Source organism: Novosphingobium sp. CECT 9465, from assembly GCF_920987055.1.
Taxonomy (GTDB): domain Bacteria; phylum Pseudomonadota; class Alphaproteobacteria; order Sphingomonadales; family Sphingomonadaceae; genus Novosphingobium.
Window position 1 is genome coordinate 910,765 of sequence record NZ_CAKLBX010000001.1, and the last position, 23,168, is coordinate 933,932.

The following is a 23,168-nucleotide window of genomic DNA, read 5'->3' on the forward strand; positions in this document are numbered from 1 at the left end:
TGTCGTCTGGCAATTTCTGTTGAAACGAAGTATCGGCTCGCGCGCCGCCTGATGACATAATATTTCCCACTTGCACCTCAGGCTGGTTTCATGTGATACGAAATCATGCCCGGAACAGCGACCAGACTCTCTGACTTCATGCCCTACAGGATGGCGATCACCTCCAATGCGGTGAGCGGTCTGATATCGGGCGAATATCGCAGTGAATTCGGTCTGAAAATTCCCGAATGGCGGATCATGGCGGTGCTGGGCGATGCGGGTTCGCTTACCCAGCGCGATCTGGTCCGGGCCACGCTGATGGACAAGGTCGCGGTCAATCGGGCATGCAAGGTCCTGGAAGACCGGGGCTATGTCCAGCGCAGCCCGAACGAGATGGACGGCCGTTCGCATCACCTGGAATTGACGGTTGCAGGCCGGGATCTGCACGGCAAGATCTGGCCGCAGGCCGTGGAAATCTACGAGAAGATCTTCTCGGCTATCACGCCGCGCGAACAGGAAAAGTTGAGGACGATTCTCGACAAGCTGCTGAAGGCCGCGCGCACCATCGAAGGCGACGAAAAGTGAAGCTGGCCTCGCTCCCGCAGGGCCGGGACGGGCGTCTCATCGTGGTTTCTGATGATCTGGCATGGTATGCCGATGCCGATCATATCGTGCCGACCATGCAAGGCCTGCTCGATGATTGGGACCGGTTGATTCCGTTGATCGAGGCGCTGTCCATCGAGCTTGCCCACGGTGCGATTCCGCGCAAGCGGTTCCACGAACGCGAAGCCTGCGCCCCGCTGCCGCGTGCCTATCAGTGGGCCGATGGCAGCGCTTACGTCAATCACGTGGAACTTGTGCGCAAGGCCCGTGGCGCGGAACTGCCGGAAAGCTTCTGGACCGATCCACTGATGTATCAGGGTGGCAGCGATGACCTGCGGGGTGCGCGCGAACCCCTGTTGCTGGAAGACGAGGCATGGGGCTGCGATTTCGAGGCTGAGATCGTGGTGGTAACGGGTGATGTGCCGCAGGGCGTCTCACCGGCTGATGCGCTGCGTCACGTGCGCCTGATCGGGCTGGTCAACGACGTTTCGTTGCGCAACCTCATTCCCGGCGAACTGGCCAAGGGTTTCGGCTTTGTCCAGTCCAAGCCTGCCAGCCACTTCTCGCCCGTATTCATCACGCCGGAAACACTTGGCGATGCATGGCGCGGTGGCAAGTTGCAGCGTACGCTGATGGTTGACCTGAACGGCGCTCCCTTTGGCCGGATCGAAGCCGGCGAGGAATGCACGTTCGATTTCGGTGTGCTTATTGCGCATCTGGCCAAGACGCGGCGGATCGGCGCGGGTTCGATTATCGGATCGGGCACGGTATCGAACCGCGATGCCGACGGATCGCCCGGCCGCCCCGTGGCCCAGGGCGGGAGAGGCTATGCCTGCATCGCCGAACAACGGATGGTGGAAACGATCGCTGGTGGTAAGCCGGTGACGCCGTTCCTGAAATGGGGCGATAGCCTGCGCATCGAAATGCGGGACGCCAGGGGCAAGAGCATCTTCGGCGCTATCGAGCAGTCTGTAAGCCGCCCCTGACAGGTTTGACATAAATGCAAAAAGGCCCGGCGGGGGGTGAACCTGCCGGGCCTTTTGTCTTGCCGGTGTCCGTGTTCAGGACTTCCGGTTGATCAGGCTATCGGTGATCGAGCAGGCAGCCGGGCCAAGGATCACGATGAACAGCACTGGCAGAATGAACAGGATCAGCGGGATGGTCATGATCGCTGGCAGGCGCGCGGCCTTTTCTTCGGCGCGCATCATGCGTTCGTTGCGGAATTCGGCCGAAAGCACACGCAGCGCCGAAGCCAGCGGCGTACCATAGCGTTCGGTCTGGATCATGGTCGTGACCACGCCCTTCACCGAATCGAGATCCACGCGGTAGGCCAGGTTTTCGAACGCCTGGCGACGTTCGGTCAGGAATGACAGTTCGATGGCGGTAAGCTGGAATTCATCGCCAAGTTCGGGATAGGCACGGCCAAGTTCGCGGGCAACGCGGTTGAACGCGGCATCGACTGTGAGACCGGCTTCGGCGCAGATCACGAGCAGGTCGAGCGCGTCGGGCAAGCCCTTGCGGATAGCGTGCGTACGCTTGCCGATCAGGTTCTGGACGAAGATGTCCGGGCCTTTGTAACCCAGTATCAGGCAGACCGCGAAACCGATGAAGCGCTTGAACGGCGTCCATTCCGGGAACATGCTGGACCAGTAGAAGACCACGGCCCCGAACAGGCCGAGCACGATCGGGCCAATGAGACGGCCAAGGATGACGGCGACCGCCCATTCCTTCTTGCGGATACCGGCCTGCGCCATCTTTTGCTGGACCACCGCGAGCTGGCTGTCCTGCAGGACCTTGAGCGATTCAAGAAATCCGCGGATCTGGTCGGTCGTCTGGTTCCGACGGACGATGCTGGTGCGTTTGCGCGCATTGGCGGTTACGATCCCCGCCTTGAGCTGTTCGCGCCGCTCATTAAGGGCCTTGACACGCTTGGTCATCGGATCGCGCACGGTGACCGCGGCATAGATCGCCAGCATGACCGCCATGGCAGCGACCGCCACGAGGATCGAACCGATAAGATAGACGTCAAAACCGAGAAGCGTCGGTCCGGGCGGAGAATTCAACATGATCGCCTGTCCTTTTCGCTCAGATTTCGAAGCTGACCATCTTGGCCATGATGAAGGCCCCGATGCTCAGCCAGGTGAGGCCGCCAAGGCCGGCGATGATCAGGCGGTCATCGACAAAGAACTTGCCGAGATACAGCGGGTTGATGGCATAAATCACGCCGAACACGATGAACGGCAGCGCGCCGACGATATAGGCCGAAGCCTTGGATTCCGAACTCATCGCCTTGATCTTCAGTTTCATCTGTGCGCGCTTGCGCAGCACATCGGAGAGATTGGACAGCGTTTCTGCAAGGTTGCCGCCGGTTTCGCGCTGGATTGCCAGGGTGATGCAGAAAAAGTTGAATTCGGGCAGGTTCAGGCGGTCGGCTGTGTCCTGCAAGGCTTCTTCCATAGTACGGCCAACCTTGATGCGGTCGGTCACCAATTTGAACTCTTCGCCAACCGGGCCAGGCAGTTCGCTGGCAACGACACCCAGCGTTTCGGTGACGGGAAGGCCCGACCGCAATCCGCGCACCAAAAGGTCGAGCGCGTCTGGAAGGCGCGCAGTGAAGCTCTCGATACGCTTGTTGATGGCGCGGCCGACGAGAAAGTGCGGAAGACCGCCGCCGATAAGGACGCCACCGCCAAGTGCCAGTGCGGCGGCACCGGTCTTGATGTAGATCAGGGCTATGACCGCAAGCGCGATACCGCCGCTGACGTAGAGATATTGCGTGATTGTCCAGCCCTTGCCCGTGCGTTTCAGCCGTAGAGCCAGCGCTTCCATCCGCGAACCGGAACCGGCCATCCGCATTGCGGTCGGCTTGCGCGAAGCAAGCGTCCGGCGGTACTGCGCTTCGACCTTGTCATTGGTGTTTTCCGAATGCCGGAAACGCACGGATTGCAGGCGGCGGCCGCTTTCCTTGGATGCCGATGGCCCTGAAAGCGCTGCGTAGCCGAGCACCATGGCCAGCATCAGGCCTGCGGCCATCACAAAAAGCTGGATCATGCTCGCCATCGTTCTTGCCTTCCTGTCACGTCACCGGTTGCCTGACTGTTCAAGCCGCAGCGTTGGCCTTGCCCTTGGGGCCGAGCATCTTCTTGAGATCGAACTTGCCGAGCAGTGAAGCCTTGCGCTTGTCCGCACCGGTATCGGCGGCTGTCACGCCTTCGCTGTCGACCGAGCCGATCACGGAGTCGGCAATGTCGCGCAGGACACCACCGGCCTTCGAGGCGCGGTTGGCGGCAACGAATGTCTGGCCGAGCTTCGCCGCGTTGGATGCGCCCTTGATGTCATAGGGCAGCATGAAGTTGATCTTGCGCTCGATCGAGGCTTCGAAGTCAGCCTTGCTGATCTCGTTGGCTCCCGGCTGAATCTTGTTGGCGACGATGATCGGACGGGCGTGGCTGGCGTTGGTCTTGAGCCATGACAGCAACCGGATTGCATCGCGTGCCCCGGCCAGCGTCAGTTCGGTGGTCAAAAGCACCACGTTCACATCGGTCAGCAGATGCGGGAAGTTGATCAGCATGTTGCGCGGCATGTCGATCACGGTCATCTCGAACGCCTGCCGGAACTCTTCCTCCAACTGCACGAAGGCGGCGCCATCGGTCATCAGCGGCGCGCTGATCGGTGCTTCGGCAGAAAGAATCGCCAAGCTGTCGTTCGCGCGGATCATGGCGCGTTCGATGAACAGACCGTCGATGCGGCTGGGATTGTCGATCGCGTCGGTCAACCCGCGGCCCGGTTCAAGATCGAGGGTGAGGGCGCCCGTGCCGAAATGCACGTCGAGATCGAGCAGCGCTGTCGGCAATTTGTGATCGGTGCTGAACAGCCACGCAAGCGAGGTTGCCAGCGTCGAGGCACCAACCCCGCCGCGAGTCCCCACGACCGCCGTCGAGACATGGCGCTTGACCGCGCCGGAATCATGATTGCGGGGGGCGGTGAACACGTTTTGCGCCTGAACCAGCGCATCGCGGATTTGCCCGGCGTTAAGCGGCTTGAGCAGATAGTCCTGTATGCCTGAAGCAACGAGATCACGGTAAAGACGCACATCGTTGACCTGGCCCACTGCGATGACGACCGTGCCGGGTTCGCAGACTTCGGCCAAGGCATTGATGTCGTTCAGCGGATCGCCGCTTTCGGACAGATCGACCATCAGGATGTTCGGGCTTGCCGTGATCGACAGCGACTGGATCGCGTTGCGAAGGCCGCCACGGTGGCATTTTTCCGGTGCCCAGCCCATGTCGACGACGACCGGACGGATCATGTCGAGGGCGGTTTCGTCGCACATGAAGGCGGCGAAGGCATCGCGGTTTGCGGTCTTGCTCATGGATCAGTTCCCTCCGCCGCTGGCGTTGGACGTGCTGTTGTTCTTCAGGCCATCCTCGCCGCTCGGTCGGGCATTGCGGAAGCTGTCGATGGCCTTGGTGCCGCTCATCACGACGGTTTCGCCAGTTCCGGTCGCGCCCTGGACCAGATGTTCCTTGTCCGCGACCATCGCGGCAAGGTTGCTGTTGACCGCGCAGCCGAAGTTCGAAGTGGTGCGATTGGTCATCGAGAAATCCGATTTCTGGTTCCAGTCCGGGCATCCGGGCACGGAGGCCGTCGTGCGCGACACGATGATGCGAACCGACCCAGCGGCAATATAGCCTTCGGTGACCGGGGCAGCCCCAGTGCCGACGATCAGGCCCCAGCGGGCAGCCACTGCTTCCACTGCGCCTTGCGTGGCGCGGGATTGCAATGGATCGTCGATCGCGATCTTGTCGCCATATTTCAGGTCGAGCGATTCAAACCATCCGGCAAGGCGCCGCTGTTCCGTGATAGAAAGACCGCCGCCGGGCAGCGTTTCCACATCGAACACATAGCGATTGCGTTCCACAACCGGCTGATGGATCGAATTGAGCATACGGTTTTCCGGCGTGGTCGAACAGGCCGACAAGACGGCGGCAGCGGCGAGGACCAGCGCACCGGTTGTGCTGCGGGTGAGGTTATGGCGCATTGCTTGTCCCTTTCTCACTGGATGCTGAAGCCGGGGGCGGCGCTGGCGACCTTCTGGTCGCCGCGACGGTCGCGCGGCTGGGCGGGCGCCTTGGGCACGTCGAGTGCACCGACCTTCGGTGCGGCCTGAACGGTGCCTTCCTTCTCGGTCGGCTTGGGCCGATCACCACCCGTCACCCCATCGCTTTCCATGTTACCAAGCAGGCGCTGGATGTCGTTCGGGCTTTGAAAACCGTCCGTTGGCAGACGGATGTCATTGGCGTTGACCGGATTGACCAGATAGGGCGTGACGATGATGACCAGTTCGGTTTCGCCCTTCTTGTAGCTGGTAGAACGGAACAGCGAACCCAGGATCGGAATATCACCGGCTCCCGGCATCTTGGTCAGCGCGTTCTGCGCGCTGTTGCTGAGCAGCCCTGCGATCATGAACGACTGGCCGGAACCGAGTTCGACGGTCGTTTCGGCGCGACGCACTGTCAACGCCGGGATTTCGATACTGTCGAGCTTCAGTGCGCCAGTGCTGGAAAGTTCGGACACTTCGGGGCGTACGCGAATTGAAATCCGGCCGTTCGAAAGAACCGTGGGTGTATAGGCCAGACTGACGCCATATTTCTTGTATTCGATCGACGTTGTGCCAAGCCCTTGCGAAACCGGGATCGGATATTCGCCCCCGGCAAGGAACTCGGCGGTTTCACCCGAAATCGCGGTAAGGTTCGGTTCCGACAACGTGGTGACCAGGCCGATGGTTTCGCCCGCATCGAGCGCGCCGAGAAGATCAAGACCGAGCAGCTTGCCCATGCCGGCGATCGTGGTGCCAGCCGAGGTTGCGGAAACGGCGCTGCCCGGCGTCTGGACGAAGTTGTTGGTCGCACCAGTCGGATCCAGGATATAACCGCTCGTCGATGACACGCCGACCCCGAACGGCAGGCGCGGATCGGTCGTATAGGTCGAGCCGACCGAGCGGCCCTGGCCGATGCCGAACTTGATCCCGCCGGTTCCGTCGATGCTTGTCAGGTTCACGCCGATCTGGCGGACCAGCGAGCGGCTGACTTCAGCGAATTTGACATGGAGGCTCACCTGCAGCGGCGTTGCCATCTTCAGGCGGCTGATCACGTTGGTCTTGTCACCGACGAAGGCCTTGACCAGACGGTCGGCTTCGGCTGCGTCTTCCGGTGCAGCCACGGTCCCGGTGAGCAGGACCGTGTTGTTCATGGTCGAGACGTTCACGCGCGCTTCCGGCATTGCCATGTGCAGCATCTGGTCGATCGAATCGAGGTTGTTGCCCACCCGGACATTGGCCGACCACACCACGTCGCCCTTGGCGTTGCTGGCGTAGATGGTGGTTTCACCACCGGCCTTGCCGAACACGTAGAGCTGGTTGGCCGACTTGACCTGTACATCGGCGACTTCGTCGTTGGCGACGAACACGTCGGTCATGCGGCCCGGTACGGTGACGAGTTCGCCACGGCCGATCGAAAGGGTCACGCTGCGGGCCGGGCTGGTCACGCTCTGGGCGTGAAGTACGCCGGTGGCAGGGATCAGGGATGCCGGCAGTGCGATCATCGCGGCCGAAATCAGCGAGGTGGAGAGACGGCGTGTCATGGTGCTGCCCTTCGCAAGCGGGGTCTGTCGCTGGGTCTTCATGTTACTTGGCTCCCACTGCGACGGATTCGGTGTCCTTGCCGCGAGTCACCCGGACGACGGGACCAGTCGGGATCGGCTTGCCATTCATCGACAGGCGCGGTGCCGGAGCGGAGGAGGCCGAATACTGGCTGCCGCCTGCAGGGGCCGTTGCGGGCATCGTCTTGCGCTGGAAGCGCGATACGTCGCCGCCGGTCACGAAGCTGGCGTTGGTGCTTTCGATCGGGCGGTTCATCGCCTGCTTGAGCAGCGCCTCTTCCTGCTGCTTGCTGACACCGCTGGGGATCTTGACGTCGCCAGATGCAATCGCCTGTTCCAGTTCGGCCGAGTTATCGGCCAGTGAGCGCAGCGAGAGGCTGATCGTGCCGATGGTCTGCGATACCGCGATTTTTTCGGCCATCTTCGGCGTGACTTCGAGCGTTACTGTGCTGAAGGTGCGGACGCGGGTCTTGCCTTCGACCATGACCTGTTCGGTCGACTGGTCGGTTGCCAGGACGCGGAGGTTCTTCATGATCGTTTCGGAGGCCTTGAGCGGCATGCCTTCGCCATTGCTCTTGACGGTCTGCGTCAGGACCAGATCGATGTGATCGCCGGGGAAGACGAAGCCGGCAACGCCGGTACGGGCCGAAACCGGAATGGTTACAGCGCGCATGCCTGCGCCCAGGGCTGCTGCAAGGAAGCCACGATCGCCGGGGGCCACGAGGTTGCCCTTGGTCATCGGTTCGCCGGCCGTGATCGGGTTGCGAACCACGGTGCCGAGCAGCTTCTGCATGTCGGCTTCGCCCTCGACGAAGTAGACATCCTGGACCATGTCCTTGGGCCAGGCCTGAAAGTTGATCGAGTCTGCCGTGATGATCGTGCCGACCGGCAGAGCGCGCTGGGCGACAAGGACCTTCGGTCCCATCGGCACCTTCGAAGCCGCTTCGGCTTGCGGCGTCGATGCGCCGACGAAAAGGCTCCTTGCTGCGAAGGCCGTGCCGATCGCCACGATCAGCGCCCCCACGAGCAACATCAGCTTCCTCTTGTCCATGGCTACTTGTCCCGCCCTCTAAAGTCCGGCCCGCATCTCTCGGGCAAATTGGTTAAAATTTGCAGTATCGTGATTACGCCCCTGTCACCGATCGCCATCCGGCTTCGAGAACGGGGGCGAGCGTGATCAGTCCGGCAGAGGCGATCGCCACGCCGTAGGGTATCTTGGCATCGCGTTTGCGGGTCACCGTGTAGTGCCACGCCGCGAAGATGATGGTGAGCAATCCGCCGAGCAGCGACATCACCACCAGCAGCTTGAGGAAAGTCATGGGAGCCAGCCACAAAGCGAGCGCGGACAGCAACTTGACATCGCCTCCACCCATCAGCTTGAGCGCGAACAGTCCGGCCAGCGCAACGAATGTCGCCAGCGCCAGTGCCACCTGGATGACCATGTCCGGCCAAACCGAAAGGCCTGAAGCCCACCAGAACGCAGGTGCGCCAAGCGCCACGGCGGCATTGAGCCAGTTGTCGATCTGGCGGCGGCGGATATCGGTGAAAGCAGCAACCAGCAGCGCGATTGCCAATGCTCCGACCAGTCCGTAAACGAAGATGTTCCCCTGCATGTCATGGGGCATACGGGACAATCACTTACCAAACGGTAACCAAACCTTGGCGCGGATCAGCGTCATGTGGAGACGACGCGGCATGATTTCGGGTACGCGCAAGGCCATCGACCGGAGGGCGATTCCGGCGGCCGCGCACGAAGCAACCTGGGTTGCAGGCGATGGCCATTTGCTGCGCCGCATCGATTGGCCTGGCGCACACGACGAAGACCCGAATGCTGCGCCGAGAGGGTCGCTGCTGTTCCTGCCTGGGCGTGGAGACTTCTACGAGAAGTATCTGGAATCCCTAGATTACTGGCACTCTGAGGGGTGGCGTGTTACCGCGCTGGACTGGCGCGGACAGGCAGGGTCCGGCAGGCTTGCCAGTGACCCGATGACCGGCCATATCGGTGACTTTTCGGTATGGCTGGACGACCTTGCCGCGTTCTGGCGCGCATGGGTTGAAGCAACACCAGCACCCCATGTGATCGTGGGCCATTCGATGGGCGGGCACCTCGTGCTCCGTGCGGTTGCGGAGAAGAAGATTAACCCTGTTGCCGCAGTTTTGAGCGCTCCCATGCTCGGTTTCCTGACTCCGGGACCGAATCGGTTGCTGCACAAGGTGGCAGAAGCGCTGTGCCGATTCGGCAGTCCCGAACGGGTGGCGTGGAAGAGCAGCGAAAAGCCGGGCGCTACGGCGGTCGCGCGCAACGCGCTGCTGACGCACGATGAAGCGCGCTATGGCGACGAAACCTATTGGAAGGTTGAGCGGCCGTACCTTGGCATGGGGCCGGGAAGCTGGCGTTGGGTAGAGCGCGCCTATGCCTCGATGCTGGTGCTGGACCGACCGGGGATGCTCGAAGCGGTGGACGTGCCGGTGCTGCTGCTGGCAACGCGGCATGACGGACTGGTGTCGTGGAAAGCCATCGAGAAGGCGGCGAGGCGGTTGCCGCGCGCACAACTGGTAAGCTGGGGTCGCGAAGCGCGGCATGAACTGCTGCGTGAATCCGATCCGGTGCGCGACAAGGTGATGCAGGTGATCGACGATTTCCTCGATCGCATGGCGCCCTGGCCGGAAGAGGCGGAGGCTTCGTGACCCTGATTGTTGAATCGTTCGACGTTGCGATCATCGGGGCGGGAATGGCCGGAGCCAGCCTCGCTGCCGAATGCGCGCCCCATGCCCGCGTCCTGCTGGTCGAAGCGGAAGATACACCGGGTTATCATACCACCGGGCGCTCTGCTGCGTTCTGGGAAGAGACGTACGGCGGGCCGGGCGTGTTTCCGCTGACAATGGCATCGGGGCGTTTCCTGCGTGAGGGCGGCTACCTTAGCCCGCGCGGCGCGCTGAACATCGGGCAGGCCAAAGACCGGGACAAGGTGGAAGCCTTTGTCGAGACGTTCTCCGCCCTTGGTGCCACGCTGCATCTGCAGGGCAGGGCGGCGCTGCTGGATCGGGTGCCGGGCCTGCGCGATGATTGGGTGGTCGGCGCGTGGGAGCCGGAATGTGCCGACATCGATGTGGCGGGCCTGCATCAGCACTATCTGGCCGCTGCAAAGCGCACCGGCACGGTGCTGCGTGTGCGGGCGCGGGTGGACCGGATCGAGCGCGATGGCATCGGCTGGCGGATTGCCTGGCATGGCGGCGAGGCGCGTTGTGCGATGCTGGCGAATGCTGCCGGGGCCTGGGCCGACGCGGTGGCGGTGCAGGCAGGCGCGGCACCTGTCGGGATCAATCCTTTGCGACGGACCATCGTGCAATTGCGGACCGCCCCGGTTCCGGCCGACGATCTGCCCCTGACCTTGGGAATCAACGAAGACTTCTATTTCAAGCCACAGGGCGGACGGCTGTGGCTTTCCCCGCACGACGAGATTCCCGACGTGGCAGGCGATGCCGCGCCGGAAGAACTGGATGTGGCCATCGCTATCGATCGCTTCGAAAAGGTGGTCGACTGGAAGATCGCGGCACTGGAACGGCGCTGGGCGGGTTTGCGATCGTTCGCGCCGGACCGCTTGCCCGTCTATGGCTTCGATGCGCACATGGACGGGTTGTTCTGGTTTGCGGGGCAGGGTGGCTTCGGCATCCAGACCGCACCTGCTGCCGCCCGCCTTGGCGCGCAATTGCTTCTGGGCCTTCCGCGCGACGATCTGACGGATGGGATAGACGCTACGGTCTATGCGCCGGACCGGTTTGCCGAATAAGAATTACGCGCCCCCGTGAAGGCGGGGGCCTCAGGCCTCATCGTGCAACCTCACGAGGCCCCGCCTTCGCGGGGGCGCATCTCCTCATCAAGGTTGAGGAATCACGCCGCTACTGCCGCGTCACTCGCCAGCTTGTCCACGCGTTCGTTTTCCGGGTGTCCGTCGTGGCCCTTGACCCAGACCCATTCGATCTTGTGCGGGCGGACGGCGTCGACCAGCGCGCGCCACAGGTCTTCGTTCTTTACCGGCTTGTTGTCGGCGGTTTTCCAGCCCTTCTTCTGCCAGCCGAAGATCCATTTGGTGATGCCGTCGATCACGTATTTGCTGTCGGTGTGGAGGGTGACCTGGCAAGGCTGCGTTAGCGCTTCCAGCGCGCGGATCGCACCCATCAGCTCCATGCGGTTGTTGGTCGTGTCCTTTTCGGAACCGGCCATTTCCTTCTCGCGCTCACCCATGCGCAGCAGCGCGCCCCAGCCGCCCTTGCCGGGATTGCCTTTGCACGCGCCATCGGTGAAAATCTCGACGTGCTTCATGCGGTAACGCCCTTGTCGAATATGGCGGGATTGGCGGCATAGAATTGCAGCCGACGGGCAAAGGCCATCGGGTCCTTGCGCATGACCAGTGCATCGGCAGGCGTGTTCAGCCAATCGTAGGCGCGGGTGGCTGTAAAGCGCAGCGCCGCGCCTTGCGCCAGCAACGGGAGGGCGGCGCGTTCATCGGCTGACAGCGGGCGCAGGCTTTCATAGCCTTCGAGGAGAGCGGCGGAAAGATCGGCGCGGAAGGTGCTGCCCGTCGCGTCGAAACACCATGCGGCGTGGGTTACTGCCACGTCATAAGCCGTCAGGTCGTTGCAGGCGAAGTAGAAGTCGATGAGGCCGGTAACCTTGTCACCCAGCATCAGCACGTTGTCGGGGAACAGATCGGCATGGATGACGGAGCGGGGCAAGTCTGTGGGCCATGCAGCGGCGACTCTGGGCAGAAAATCGGCGATCAGTCCTGCAAGGTCGGGATCGATCGAAGCAAGCCCTGCGGCTCCGCAGGCATCGAACAGGCGCTGCCATTCGGCAAGGCCCATGCCGTTGGCGCGGGTTCCGGCGAAGTCTGCTGCCGCAGCGTGAATCTGCGCCAGCGCCGCGCCGACGGCGCGCGCCTGCGCAGGCGTGGGATCGCTGACCGAAACGCCGGGCAGGAATTCGATCAAAGCCAGGGCCTTTTCTCCGCGCATCCGATACAGCGCGCCGTCCCTATCATGAATCGTGCGCGGCACCGGGCAGCCCTTGGCGGCCAGATGATCGAGCAGCGACAGGAAGTATGGCAGGTCATCCAGTTCGATGCGGAATTCGTACATCGTCAGGATGAAGCGTGTCGCATTGCTGGCAGACCCGGTTGTTTCAAGCAGCCAGTTGCTGTTCGAAACACCCTCGGCGATGCCCTTGGCCGAGACGAGCTGCCCTACGTCGAATTCTGCAATCAGCGCAGCCATGTCTTCCGCACCGATATGGGTATAGACCGCCATCGTCAGTCGACCAGTTGGCGGGGCAGCTTGAACACCATCTTTTCCTCGGCCGTGGTGATGGTTTCTTCGGCGACCGTACGGATTTCGCCGATGCGCTGGACGACTTCGCGCACCAGCACTTCGGGCGCAGAGGCTCCGGCGGTAAGGCCCAGCGTGGTGACGCCATCAAGCCATGTCGGCTCGATCTCACTGGCGCGCTGGATCAACCGCGAGGGCGTGCCGAGCCGCTCTGCCACTTCGACAAGCCGCAGCGAATTGGAACTGTTAGGCGCGCCGATCACCAGCAGAAGCTGGCATTCCTCGGCAATGGCCTTGACTGCCGCCTGCCGGTTCGATGTGGCATAGCAGATGTCCTCCGCCTTCGGCCCCGCGATGGTCGGAAAACGCGCGCGCAGGGCAGCGACGATTTCAGCCGTATCGTCCACCGACAGCGTGGTCTGGGTTAGGAATGCAAGCGGCGTGGCATCGGTGAAATCGAGCGCGTGGACATCCGCCACCGTTTCCACCAGAGAAATCGCACCCTCAGGCACCTGGCCCATCGTGCCGATGACTTCGGGGTGGCCCTTGTGCCCGATGAACAGGATGTGGCGGCCGGCCTCTACCTGGCGTTCGGCCTGACGATGGACCTTGCTGACCAGCGGGCATGTGGCGTCAAGCCAGTCCAGCCCGCGTTCGGTGGCGGTCTGCGGCACCAGCTTGGGTACGCCGTGTGCGGAAAACACCACGGGTGCGCCATCGGGCACCTGATCGAGTTCTTCGACGAACACCGCCCCCTTGGCTTTCAATCCATCGACGACGAAGCGGTTGTGCACGATTTCATGGCGGACATAGACCGGCGCGCCATAGCGTTCCAGTGCGCGCTCCACGATCTCTATCGCCCGGTCTACCCCGGCGCAGAAGCCGCGCGGCGCGGCGATGAGGAGGCGCAAAGGGGCCTGGGGCGGAACCGGCGTGGCGGCGGCGTCTGGCAAGCTGGCGTTCATCCGGCGGTCCTTAGCAGCAAGCGCGCGCCGCTGCCATTGCCGAAAGCGCATGTGATGGGTAGAGGTGGCCGGAAAGGTGGCTTCGTGCCCCTGAATTTCGACGTAACCGACGAATTGCCCCAACGAATTGCCAAGGATGAAAGTGCCCATGATCGCATCCGCCCGTCGTCTCGCCCTGTTGGGCGCTCCGCTCGTGGCCGCGCTGGCACTTTCGGCATGTGGCGGTGGCCGCGGCGAACTGGTGGTGGACGAGGCGGTGGGTGTGAAGGCTCTGCGCGATCCCTGCCCGCGGGTGGGCGTACCCGACTATACGGGCGACGTGACGTTGTTTTCCACGCCGGGTCGAACCGATTCGGCCGCGATCGACGTTGTGGCATCGCTGACCAACGTCCGTGCGCAGTGCACCGATGGCGAAAAGCTCTATTCGCAGGCGACGTTCGATGTGCTGGCGCGCCGCACCGATACCCGCGGCGCCCGCCGGGTTGAACTGCCCTATTTCTCCACGGTCATTCGCGGCGGCAACGTGGTTGTCGCCAAGCGCGTGGGCAAGGTCGTGATCGAATTTGCCGATGGGCAGGACCGGGCATCGGCCAAGGGGCAGGCCGCCGCCTATGTCGAAAAGGCAGAGGCTTCGCTGCCTGAATACATCGTCAAGCGCATCTCGCGCAAGCGTCGTCCGGGTGATGAGGATGCGGCCATCGACCCGCTGTCGCAGCCCGATGTGAAGGCTGCGCTGGCGCGGGCCAACTTCGAACTGCTGGTCGGCTTCCAGCTGACTGACGCCCAATTGCAGTACAACGTCCGCCGCTAGAGCATGGTGCGTTTTATCTGAATCATCGTGATTGCGAGGCCGAAGGCCGAAGCAATCCAGAGCCTTTGTATCCGACACTCTGGATTGCCGCGTCGGCTTTGCCTCCTCGCAATGACGATTGATGATTTGCGCATGCAGTTCTTACGCGGTCCGAACGCGCGCACACCCTTTCGCTTTCGGGCCAGTTCCGCTAGTCGCGCGGCCATGACTATTGGCCAGATGAACCTTCATGCCGACTTCGCTCGGGTAATCGACGCTGCGCTTGGAGCGCTGGAAGCGGCGGGTACACTGCCCGGCGGGCTGAACCGAAGTGCGGTGACGTGCGAGCCGCCGCGCGATCCTTCGCATGGCGATCTTTCCACCAATGCCGCGATGGTGCTGGCCAAGCCCGCTGGCACCAACCCGCGCGCCCTGGCGGCGCTGCTCGTGGCGGAACTCGAAAAGGAACCGCGCGTGGTTTCCGCAGAGATCGCCGGGCCGGGCTTCATCAACCTGCGGCTGACCGACGATTCATGGCGCGGCGAACTGGCGCTGATCGCAAGCGCAGGCGCGGATTACGGACGGTCCGATATGGGCGGCGGCAAGGTCGTCAATGTCGAATATGTCTCGGCCAACCCCACCGGCCCGATGCACATGGGCCATTGCCGCGGCGCGGTCGTCGGCGACGCGTTGGCTGATCTGCTGGCCTATAGCGGGCACAAGGTCATCAAGGAATATTACGTCAACGATGCCGGCGCTCAGGTCGATGTGCTCGCACGGTCGGTGCACATGCGGTATCGCGAAGCGCTGGGCGAGACGGTCGAAATTCCCGAAGGCCTTTATCCGGGCGATTATCTGGTCCCGGTGGGCGCAGAACTGGCCGCCGAATTTGGCGACAAATATGCCGCCGCGCCGGAATCCGAGTGGCTGATCGCATTTCGCACCCGCGCGGTGGCGGCGATGATGGACATGATCCGCGCCGATCTGGCCACGCTTGGCATCCGTCACGATCTTTTCTCGTCCGAAGCGGAGTTACAGGCATCGGGCAAGGTTGATGCTGCGGAAGGCTGGCTGCGCGCGCATGATCTCGTCTATGATGGCCTGCTCGAAGCGCCCAAGGGCAAGACGCTGGAAGACTGGGAGGCGGTGGAATTGCCGCTGTTCCGCTCGACCCGGTTCGGTGACGATCAGGACCGCCCGATCAAGAAGTCGAACGGTGCCTGGACCTATTTCGGGGCGGATCTCGCCTATCACTTCCAGAAGGCCCAGAACGCCGATGCGCTGGTGGACATCTGGGGCGCTGACCATGCTGGCACGGTCAAGCGGATCAGGGCGGCGGTTGCCGCGCTGACCAGCGCCGATGGCGGCACCGCAAAGCCGTTCGAGGTGAAGCTGGTGCAGATGGTGCAACTGCTGCGCGATGGCGAACCGGTGAAAATGTCGAAGCGTTCCGGCAACTTCGTCACGCTTTCGGACGTGGTGGATGAAGTGGGCAAGGACGTGGTGCGCTTCACCATGCTGACCCGCAAGCCCGATGCGCAGATGGATTTCGATTTCGCCAAGGTGGTCGAGGCATCGAAGGACAACCCGGTCTTCTACGTGCAATATGCCCACGCCCGCATCTGCCGGAACATCCGCAAGGGCGCGGACGAGGGGTTTGCGCCGTCAGGCGAGAATCTGGGGCTGCTGGGCGAAGAAGAACTGGCGCTGGTCAAGCTGGCTGCACAGTTCCCGCGCACGGTCGAGGCTGCTGCCGTGGCGCGCGAGCCGCACCGCATCGCATTCTTCCTCCACGATCTCGCGTCGGCGTTTCATTCGTTCTACAATCTGGGTAACGACCGGCCGGAGAAGCGGTTCATTGTGGCACATGACTCCGCAATGACCGCAGCCCGCCTTTTCCTCGCCGCGCAAATCGGGCAGGTAATCAGGAACGGTCTCGCCCTGCTCGGTGTCGAGGCTGCGCAAGAACTTTGACGCGAGCGTGAACGGCAGGGGCGTGAGCATGACTGGTGATGAACATAACTCCTGGCAGGATCAGGACGACGGCATGGGAGCCAGGCCGTTTGACGTTGCGACCGAACTGGGCGCGAACGATGATCTTGGGAACCGCAATCCGGGTGACCGGCTTGCGCTGGGTGATGAAGAGCGCCTGCCGTGGCTGGAAAGCGCCGACGACGTGGATGCGGATGATGAGGACAGCGGCAATGGCCGGTTGATCGGCTTTGCCGTGATGGGCCTGATCGTGCTGGCGGCGCTGATCGGCGGCATCTGGTATGCGACCAACAAGGCCAGCGGACCCGCCAATGCCGATGGCAGCCTGATCGAGGCGAGCAAGGAACCCTACAAGGTTGCGCCAAGCGATCCGGGCGGAAAGACCTTTGCCGGCACCGGCGATTCGAGCTTCAAGGTGAGCGAGGGCCAGAAGCCAGGCGCCAATCTGGCCGGTTCTGCTTCGCCTGTTCCCGCAGCAACGCCTTCGGCCAAGCCGAGCGCCACGGCCTCCGCCAGCGCTTCTGCCGTTGCAGCCGGCGGTGTCGGTGTGCAGGTCGGCGCGTTTTCGTCGAATGCATCAGCGGAAACGGCGTGGAACAAACTGGTGGGTACGCATGAAGCACTCAAGGGCCTGCAGCACCGCGTGATAGAGGGCAAGGCCGATATCGGCACCGTCTATCGTCTTCAGGCGGTTGCGAGCGATGGTCCCGCAGCCAACGCGCTGTGCCAGAAGTTGCAGGCGGGCGGCCTGAAATGTCAGGTAAAGCGCTGAGCCGCTAGTTTTCCCCCGCCAAGCGTGAACCCGGCCTTGAGAAAGCGCCGGGTTTGCGCGAGTCTTGCGTGATGCTGCCTGCAATCTTCGGGCTTTCCGGCCTGACCCTGACTGACGACGAACGCGCGTTTTTCCGCGATGCCGACCCGGCGGGATATATCCTGTTCGGGCGCAATGTGGATAGCCGTGCACAATTGCGCGCGCTGACCGACGAATTGCGCGCGCTGCATGGGCGGGATCGCACGTTCATCTGCATCGATCAGGAGGGCGGGCGCGTCGCCAGAATGAAGCCGCCGGTGTGGACTGCTTATCCTCCCGGTGAGCGTTTTGACCGGCTCTACGATGTTGCACCTGCAAGCGCGATCGAGGCGGCGCGGGTCAATGCCCATGCGCTGGGGCTGGATCTGGCAGAGGCCGGGATCAGCGTCGATTGCCTGCCGCTGCTCGATGTGCGGCAGCCCGGCGCGCATGACGTGATCGGGGATCGGGCTTTGGGGGCGGAGCCGATGCGCGTGGCTGCGCTGGGGCGGGCCACGCTTGACGGGCTGGCGCGGGCCGGGGTGGCGGGCGTGGTCAAGCACATGCCGGGCCATGGCCGCGCGCTGGTGGACAGCCACAAGGAATTGCCAACCGTCACGGCCTCTGCGGAAGAACTGGCGCTGGACCTGGCACCGTTCCGCACGTTGCAGGACGCCACGATCGCGATGACAGCCCATGTGCGCTTCACCGCGTGGGATGCCGATAATCCCGCTACCCATTCGGCGTTCGTGATCGAGGAGATCATCCGCCAGACCATCGGGTTCGGCGGACTGCTGCTGACTGACGATCTGGATATGCAGGCCCTGGGCGGCACCGTGCCGGAACGGGCGGCAAAGGCGCAAGCGGCGGGGTGCGATCTTGCGCTCAATTGCTGGGCGAAGATGGATGACATGGCCGGGATCGCCAAATACCTTTCACCGATGAGTGTGTTGACGGCGGAGCGGCTGGAGCGGGCGCTTGCGCTGACGGCGGCGTTCGATGGGCCGACGGAAATGGCAGAACAGCCGGTGCTTCTTGCCACGCGTGACCGGCTGCTGGAACTGGCCTGATGGCCGACACCAGCCTCCCGGCGCTGTTCGATGGCGACGCGGCGTGGGAAGGCATCGGCTCGGCCGATGCTGGCGATGCTGCACTCTATCTGGAACTGGACGGCTGGGAAGGTCCGCTCGATCTTTTGCTGGAACTGGCACGGCGTCAGAAGGTCGATCTGCGGACGATCTCCATCCTCGATCTTGTCGATCAGTATCTCGGTTACATCGATCGGGCCGAAGCGCTGAAGCTGGAACTGGCGGCTGATTATCTGGTGATGGCGGCATGGCTTGCCTACCTCAAATCGCTGTTGCTGTTGCCGCGCGACCCCGAAGTGCAGCCAAGCCCGGAGGAACTGGCGCTGAAGTTGCAACTGCGGCTCCAGCGGCTCGGCGCGATGCGCGAGGCCGGAGCGCGGCTGATGGCGCGCGACCGGATAGGGCGCGACGTGTTCATGCGTGGATGCCCGGAAGGGTTGCGAGTAGACCGCAAGGCATTGTGGAATTGCGACATCTTTGCGCTGATCCAGGCCTATGGCGCGATAAAACTGCGCAACCAGCCGGTTGTCCACATGGTGCGCGCGCGCGCAGTGATGACGCTTGATGCGGCGCTGACTCGCGTATCGAAAATGCTTGGTGTGGCGGTAGAATGGACCGATCTGCGCGCGTTTCTGCCGTCTGATGCGGACCCCTTGCTGCGCAAGTCGGCACTGGCATCGAGCTTCCTTGCAGCGCTGGAACTGGCCAAGCAGGGACGCGCGGAAATTGCGCAGGATGCCGCGTTCGGTCCATTGCTTTTGCGGGCTGCACGGCCATGACGCCGCGCGATGATCTTACCCGCGCAGTGGAGGCAGCGTTGTTTGCAGCGGTGCAGCCAATGACCATCGCGGAACTGTCGGCCCACCTTGGCGGAGCGGCGGTAGACGGTGCGATTGCGGAGTTGCAGGCAGACTACGCCGGGCGCGGGGTGCAACTGGTGGAGCGTGGGGGCCGCTGGCACTTTCAGACAGCGCCCGACCTTGCGCACCTGCTGCGGCGCGAAAAGGAAGAGCCGCGCCGCCTTTCCCGCGCGGCAACCGAAGCGCTGGCGATCATTGCCTATCACGAACCTGTCAGCCGGGCAGAGATCGAGGCAATTCGGGGCGTGCAGACCGCCAAGGGCACACTGGATGTGCTGCTGGAAGCGGGATGGATTCGCATTGCCGGGCGGCGCGAAGTGCCGGGGCGCCCGACGATTTATGCAACCGCGCCTGATTTTCTCACGCATTTCGGGCTGTCATCGCGGCGGGATCTGCCGGGAATCGAGGAATTGCGCGCGGCCGGCCTGCTTGACCCGGTGGACGAGGCGTTTGCCGTCTTGACGGGAGGCGGTGATGACGACACGGCAGGGGAAGAACCGCCTGGCGGGATCGCATGAAAACAACAGCAAGGACTGGCTGGTCAGACGCGACCGGGCTACCTATCTAGAGGTCGGCGTTCCAGAAGGAGCGCAAAGGAGTTTGTGACATGGGTGGTCTTTCCCTTCCGCACCTGATCGTGCTTGCGCTGGTGGTTCTGGTCCTGTTTGGCCGTGGCCGCATTTCCGAAATGATGGGCGATTTCGGCAAAGGCATCAAAAGCTTCAAGCAGGGCATGACGGACGAGGACAACAAGCCTGTCCCGCCTCCAGCCCAGATCCAGCAGCAGGTGCCGCCCGTGGCGCAGCCCACGCCCCAGCCGACGCCCCAGCCCACGGCGCAGCCAACCTCGACCGATCAGGCCAAGTAAGCCTTTCGTCGCAAGTCCGCCGGGGACCATGAGCCGTGTTTGACATCGGCGCTTCCGAACTGCTGGTGCTGGTCATCGTGGCGATCGTCGTGATCGGCCCGAAGGATCTGCCCATGGCCTTGCGCACCGCAGGCCGATGGGTGGCCAAGATGCGCAGCGTTTCCAATCACTTCCGCTCCGGCATCGAAACCATGATGCGAGAGGCGGAGATGGAGGAGATGGAGCGCAAGTGGAAGGAGCAGAACGAACGGATCATGCGCGAAACCGCAGCGCAGGAAGCCGCCGCAGCCGCGCAAGGGCAGGGCGTTGAGGCCGCTGCCGATCAGAACGATCCTTTGCCCGCAGGCGAACCGGACCCGGTGATGATCGGGCCTATGCCGCCCGATCACAAGATGGCCGATACGCCTGCGGTTCCCGGTCCCGGAACGGCGCAGCCATGATCGACGATATCGACGAGAGCCAGGCACCGCTGCTCGACCATCTGCTGGAACTGCGGACGCGGTTGCTGCGCTGCGTTTACGCGTTGATGGCCGCCTTTGCCGTCTGCTTCTATTTTGCCGACGACATTTTTAGCATCCTTGCGCGTCCGCTCGTCGTGGCGTTTCCGCCTGGGCAGGGCAAACTGATCTATACCAAGCTCTATGAGGCGTTCTTCGTCGAACTGAAGGTTTCGATGTTCGCGGCGTTTTTCATCAGCTTTCCGGTGATCGCCAACCAGTTGTGGGCATTTGTTGCGCCCGGTCTCTATGCGCGGGAAAAGAAGGCGTTCCTGCCTTTCATCCTGGCGACGCCGGTCCTGTTCACCATGGGCGCCAGCCTTGCCTATTTCGTGGTCATGCCCACCGCGTTCAAATGGTTTTTGGGCTTCGAAGGCAACAAGGGCGGCCTGCAACTGGAGGCACTACCGGGGACGGGGGATTACCTCAGTCTGGTCATGCAGTTCATTCTGGCCTTCGGGATCAGCTTCCTGCTGCCGGTGCTGCTGATGCTGCTCAACCGCGCAGGGATCGTCAGCCGTGCACAATTGGTCAAGGCGCGGCGCTATGCCATCGTGATGATCTTTGCGGTGGCGACAGTGGCGACGCCGCCCGATGTTGTCTCCCAACTGATGCTGGCCATTCCGCTGCTGCTGCTGTTTGAAGGTACGCTGGTGCTGATGCGCTTTACCGAAAGCGCCGATGCCAAGCGCAAGGCCGAGGAAGAGGCGGCGGAGAAGGCGAGGGCAGACGCTGGTTAGGTGGAACTGGCGATAGTGCCAAAATGGGTGAGTGGCCGTGGTTTCGAAGTTGACGAGTCATTGGAGTGCACGTTAACTTACGCAACATTCGAACTGAGGTTTGTCGCTCATGATTCGTGCGTCTCTTCTATTTGCCATTTTATTTGCGACACCTGCACTCGCTGCTCCCACGACTTCGCCGATAGGTGTCGGGGCTGCCAATTGGGACCGGATGAGTTACGAAGATATTGCCGCCAGAACTCGTACGGCCATGCGTCGCGCAGAGATCGAGGCTGCGGCACTGGCGGGAGATGGAGAGGCGGCCACGTTGGCGGCCTGTGCTTCGTGGCGTGGATGGTGGGGATCGCCCGATGTGGTGAAGGGCAAAGTCTGGGCGCAGCGAGCGGCTTATCTTGGATTCGCCCCTGGAATGACCGAGCTAGCTCTGATTCTTGAGGCGGAATCGCCCAACAAGGTGGCAAGTGCAGAGGCGGTCCAATGGTTCCGCAAGGCTGCCGAAGCGGGAAGCGCTGATGCCATGACCCACCTGTCCCGGCTCTATGCGGCAGGGAAAGCTGTGCGCCGTTCCCGTGATGAAGAGATTGTCTGGATGCAGCGCGCTGCACAGGCCGGGTCGCCATTTGCCGCATCGGCTCTGCGAGAGGCGGGAATTCCGGTGACGCCATCCGTTGCCACGACACGCCGCGGAACTGCCGCGCCATTGCCTTCGGGAGGTCTGCAGGATCGCGTGATGCGCTTGTCAGCAGTCTCGTCGCTGCGTTTCTCGTCAAACCCGAATGCTCCCGGCCTTTCGTCGCTCATAGCAAGGTATCAGCCTGAATTTCAGGCACTTGCCGAAATCCGCAAAGCTCACGATGCCGAAGCGATGCGCTTCTCCAGCATCAGATCATTGAGCCAACGGGAAAATGGCTATGGCGGCGCTGATCCGGGGCGCTCGGCCCAGTTCGACGCACGCGGTCGGAAGATTGCAGCCGATGCGGTCAATCTGATCGAGAGATTCCTTCAGGACATCCCGGCAACTTACGGCAAGATCAACGTATCCTCGCAGGCGGGGCAGGCCAATCAGGCCATTGGCTTTGTCGATTCGTTCCAAAGGCTCGTCCCTTATTCGATTGGCACTGCGCAGCAGGACGCTTTGAACGCGCCATTCAAGAACGCGCTTCTTGGCATGAGGGCACAGTTTGCCGGCGCTGTTGCGCAAGCCAATGCCGAGGAATTGGCGAAGGCGCTCCAATCAGCACCGAATCTCTTTGCGTTTCAGACACTCAGTTCCTCATTCTGGGTGACCGATTTCGCCGAGAAGCAGGCCATCGTGTCTCAGGTTCCGCCCTTCCAGTCATACCGCCTGTGGATGGCCAGGCTCAATGATCAGCAGCGAGAGAGCAACGAACGCGAATATGCGCGTCAGCAACAGGAACTGAAGCAAGAAATTGCGGAATGGAAAGTGCCGGTTGTAGCAGGGGGGCCTAGTCGCTTTGATGCCGTGCAGGCAATCCGAAAAGCCTATTTTGCCGAAAGCTCGTCTTATTATGCAATTGGCGAAGACGTGATCGGCATGGGCAATCCACGCGGCATCCACTTCGATTATCGCTATATTTTGACAAAAATGCGCTGCAGCCTTGGGAATGGGGGTTTCACCTGCAGCTATACGTTACAGCGTGAGCGACAGGCAGACCCCAAGAAAAGCGATGGCGGCGATGTGATGGGATATACGGTCGATCTGTTGGGCCAGATTGCTGGCGCCATGGGGGTGCCGTTGGCGACTAATAAGCCATTCCAGCATACAGCCGTTTTCATCCGTTCACCAAGGGGCTGGTCGTCGCCAACCTGGGAGAAGATCGTGGACGATGAACATCGCGTTCGCTGCGATACCACCCGTGAGGCAACGGGCAACGCGACGATCGTGAAGTGGGGGCCTGCCGTAGGCTACTTCCCAGAATATGAAAACAAGACTGTCTGCACGGATCGTGGTCCCAGAACGCCCTGAGTCCCGACTTTGAGCAATTGGCAA

The 23,168-nt window shown here is 62.4% G+C and carries 24 protein-coding genes; 14 read left to right on the top strand and 10 right to left on the bottom strand.

Annotated features, from left to right (window positions below; genetic code table 11):
- Positions 1–105 precede the first annotated feature (105 nt).
- The gene (locus LUA85_RS04455; protein WP_231467280.1) at positions 106–564 is read left to right on the top strand and encodes a MarR family winged helix-turn-helix transcriptional regulator; all 459 of its coding nucleotides are present in this window, start codon (positions 106–108) and stop codon (positions 562–564) included.
- Positions 561–1,568 (top strand): fumarylacetoacetate hydrolase family protein, encoded by a 1,008-nt coding sequence (locus LUA85_RS04460; protein ID WP_231467283.1) that lies wholly within the window; start codon positions 561–563, stop codon positions 1,566–1,568. The genes LUA85_RS04455 and LUA85_RS04460 overlap by 4 nt, the downstream gene beginning before the upstream one ends.
- A gap of 75 nt (positions 1,569–1,643) precedes the next feature.
- On the opposite strand, the gene LUA85_RS04465 is transcribed toward LUA85_RS04460, so the two are convergent.
- The 7 genes from LUA85_RS04465 to LUA85_RS04495 all read right to left on the bottom strand — a co-directional run bounded on the left by LUA85_RS04465 (position 1,644) and on the right by LUA85_RS04495 (position 8,855).
- Positions 1,644–2,648 carry a type II secretion system F family protein gene (locus tag LUA85_RS04465; protein ID WP_231467285.1) on the bottom strand — a complete coding sequence of 335 codons (1,005 nt, stop codon included), beginning with the start codon at positions 2,646–2,648 and terminating at the stop codon, positions 1,644–1,646.
- Between the two features lie 19 nt (positions 2,649–2,667).
- A complete protein-coding gene (locus LUA85_RS04470; RefSeq protein WP_231467288.1) occupies positions 2,668–3,642 on the bottom strand; it encodes a type II secretion system F family protein in 975 nt (324 codons plus the stop codon).
- A gap of 40 nt (positions 3,643–3,682) precedes the next feature.
- A complete protein-coding gene (locus LUA85_RS04475; protein ID WP_231467290.1) occupies positions 3,683–4,954 on the bottom strand; it encodes a pilus assembly protein CpaE in 1,272 nt (423 codons plus the stop codon).
- A gap of 3 nt (positions 4,955–4,957) precedes the next feature.
- Positions 4,958–5,623: a CpaD family pilus assembly protein gene (locus LUA85_RS04480; protein WP_231467294.1), complete on the bottom strand. Its 666-nt coding sequence runs from the start codon at positions 5,621–5,623 to the stop codon at positions 4,958–4,960.
- Positions 5,624–5,637: 14 nt separating this feature from the next.
- Positions 5,638–7,266, bottom strand: coding sequence for a type II and III secretion system protein family protein (locus LUA85_RS04485; protein ID WP_231467296.1), 1,629 nt, complete (start codon positions 7,264–7,266; stop codon positions 5,638–5,640).
- A gap of 1 nt (position 7,267) precedes the next feature.
- A complete protein-coding gene (gene cpaB, locus LUA85_RS04490; protein ID WP_231467299.1) occupies positions 7,268–8,293 on the bottom strand; it encodes a Flp pilus assembly protein CpaB in 1,026 nt (341 codons plus the stop codon).
- A 73-nt stretch (positions 8,294–8,366) separates the two neighbouring features.
- Positions 8,367–8,855 carry a prepilin peptidase gene (locus LUA85_RS04495; protein WP_231467302.1) on the bottom strand — a complete coding sequence of 163 codons (489 nt, stop codon included), beginning with the start codon at positions 8,853–8,855 and terminating at the stop codon, positions 8,367–8,369.
- A gap of 64 nt (positions 8,856–8,919) precedes the next feature.
- On the opposite strand from LUA85_RS04495, the gene LUA85_RS04500 reads away from it, so the two are divergent.
- On the top strand, positions 8,920–9,930 hold the full coding sequence (locus LUA85_RS04500; RefSeq protein WP_231467305.1) for an alpha/beta hydrolase: 1,011 nt from the start codon (positions 8,920–8,922) through the stop codon (positions 9,928–9,930).
- 5 nt (positions 9,931–9,935) lie between these two features.
- On the top strand, positions 9,936–11,033 hold the full coding sequence (locus tag LUA85_RS04505) for an NAD(P)/FAD-dependent oxidoreductase (RefSeq protein WP_371823707.1): 1,098 nt from the start codon (positions 9,936–9,938) through the stop codon (positions 11,031–11,033).
- A 101-nt stretch (positions 11,034–11,134) separates the two neighbouring features.
- Here the strand turns inward: LUA85_RS04505 and rnhA are convergent, their stop codons facing one another.
- The 3 genes from rnhA to ispH are packed head-to-tail and all read right to left on the bottom strand — an operon-like array spanning position 11,135 to position 13,532.
- Complete coding sequence (gene rnhA, locus LUA85_RS04510) at positions 11,135–11,566, bottom strand: ribonuclease HI (protein WP_231467308.1); 432 nt, start codon at positions 11,564–11,566, stop codon at positions 11,135–11,137.
- On the bottom strand, positions 11,563–12,549 hold the full coding sequence (thrB, locus tag LUA85_RS04515) for a homoserine kinase (RefSeq protein WP_231467310.1): 987 nt from the start codon (positions 12,547–12,549) through the stop codon (positions 11,563–11,565). The genes rnhA and thrB overlap by 4 nt, the downstream gene beginning before the upstream one ends.
- A gap of 2 nt (positions 12,550–12,551) precedes the next feature.
- Positions 12,552–13,532 (bottom strand): 4-hydroxy-3-methylbut-2-enyl diphosphate reductase, encoded by a 981-nt coding sequence (ispH, locus tag LUA85_RS04520; protein ID WP_231471768.1) that lies wholly within the window; start codon positions 13,530–13,532, stop codon positions 12,552–12,554.
- A gap of 148 nt (positions 13,533–13,680) precedes the next feature.
- Between ispH and LUA85_RS04525 the strand changes: the two genes are divergently transcribed.
- The 10 genes from LUA85_RS04525 to LUA85_RS04570 all read left to right on the top strand — a co-directional run bounded on the left by LUA85_RS04525 (position 13,681) and on the right by LUA85_RS04570 (position 23,144).
- Positions 13,681–14,343 carry a hypothetical protein gene (locus tag LUA85_RS04525; RefSeq protein ID WP_231467313.1) on the top strand — a complete coding sequence of 221 codons (663 nt, stop codon included), beginning with the start codon at positions 13,681–13,683 and terminating at the stop codon, positions 14,341–14,343.
- Positions 14,344–14,547: 204 nt separating this feature from the next.
- A complete protein-coding gene (gene argS / locus LUA85_RS04530) occupies positions 14,548–16,296 on the top strand; it encodes an arginine--tRNA ligase (protein ID WP_231467316.1) in 1,749 nt (582 codons plus the stop codon).
- Positions 16,297–16,324: 28 nt separating this feature from the next.
- The gene (locus LUA85_RS04535; protein ID WP_231467317.1) at positions 16,325–17,086 is read left to right on the top strand and encodes an SPOR domain-containing protein; all 762 of its coding nucleotides are present in this window, start codon (positions 16,325–16,327) and stop codon (positions 17,084–17,086) included.
- A gap of 71 nt (positions 17,087–17,157) precedes the next feature.
- Positions 17,158–18,174: a beta-N-acetylhexosaminidase gene (nagZ, locus tag LUA85_RS04540; protein ID WP_231467320.1), complete on the top strand. Its 1,017-nt coding sequence runs from the start codon at positions 17,158–17,160 to the stop codon at positions 18,172–18,174.
- On the top strand, positions 18,174–18,971 hold the full coding sequence (locus LUA85_RS04545) for a ScpA family protein (protein WP_231467324.1): 798 nt from the start codon (positions 18,174–18,176) through the stop codon (positions 18,969–18,971). Before nagZ ends, LUA85_RS04545 begins: the two co-directional genes overlap by 1 nt.
- Positions 18,968–19,570 carry an SMC-Scp complex subunit ScpB gene (scpB, locus tag LUA85_RS04550; protein WP_231467327.1) on the top strand — a complete coding sequence of 201 codons (603 nt, stop codon included), beginning with the start codon at positions 18,968–18,970 and terminating at the stop codon, positions 19,568–19,570. The genes LUA85_RS04545 and scpB overlap by 4 nt, the downstream gene beginning before the upstream one ends.
- Before the next feature lie 89 nt (positions 19,571–19,659).
- Positions 19,660–19,920 (top strand): twin-arginine translocase TatA/TatE family subunit, encoded by a 261-nt coding sequence (locus LUA85_RS04555; RefSeq protein ID WP_231467330.1) that lies wholly within the window; start codon positions 19,660–19,662, stop codon positions 19,918–19,920.
- 35 nt (positions 19,921–19,955) lie between these two features.
- Entirely contained in the window at positions 19,956–20,360 is a 405-nt protein-coding gene (gene tatB, locus LUA85_RS04560) for a Sec-independent protein translocase protein TatB (RefSeq protein WP_231467333.1), read from the top strand.
- A complete protein-coding gene (gene tatC, locus LUA85_RS04565) occupies positions 20,357–21,157 on the top strand; it encodes a twin-arginine translocase subunit TatC (RefSeq protein WP_231467335.1) in 801 nt (266 codons plus the stop codon). Before tatB ends, tatC begins: the two co-directional genes overlap by 4 nt.
- A 727-nt stretch (positions 21,158–21,884) precedes the next feature.
- Positions 21,885–23,144 carry a hypothetical protein gene (locus tag LUA85_RS04570; protein WP_231467337.1) on the top strand — a complete coding sequence of 420 codons (1,260 nt, stop codon included), beginning with the start codon at positions 21,885–21,887 and terminating at the stop codon, positions 23,142–23,144.
- Positions 23,145–23,168 lie beyond the last annotated feature (24 nt).